The following is a 319-nucleotide window of genomic DNA, read 5'->3' on the forward strand; positions in this document are numbered from 1 at the left end:
GGCGGGCCGTCCATCGACACGGCCTTGAAGCCGGCGTCGACGGTGACGTGGCTCTTGTGGTTGGCCGAGACCACGGTGGAGGCGATGAACAGCGCCGGCTCGAACGCCCAGGATTGGCCGTCCGGCGCGCCGCAGGCGTCGTACTCGACGTCCATGACCGCGTAGGACCCGGCCTGCAACTCGGTATAGACGCCCGAGGCCAGGTCGAAGACGTGGGTTCCGGTGCCGCCGCCCGTCACCACCGGCGGCGCCAGGCCGGCGGCGGTCAGTTCGGCGACCAGGGCTTTCAGCGTGGCGAAGGCGGCCTCGGCGGCGGTCT

General features: G+C 71.8%; 1 pseudogene. It reads right to left on the minus strand.

What is annotated here, in order from left to right:
- Window positions 1-319 (minus strand): annotated as a pseudogene (locus EIK80_RS25320) (DSD1 family PLP-dependent enzyme); the annotation flags it as partial.

Origin of the sequence: Caulobacter sp. 602-1, from assembly GCF_003931565.1 — a bacterium.
GTDB lineage: Bacteria > Pseudomonadota > Alphaproteobacteria > Caulobacterales > Caulobacteraceae > Caulobacter.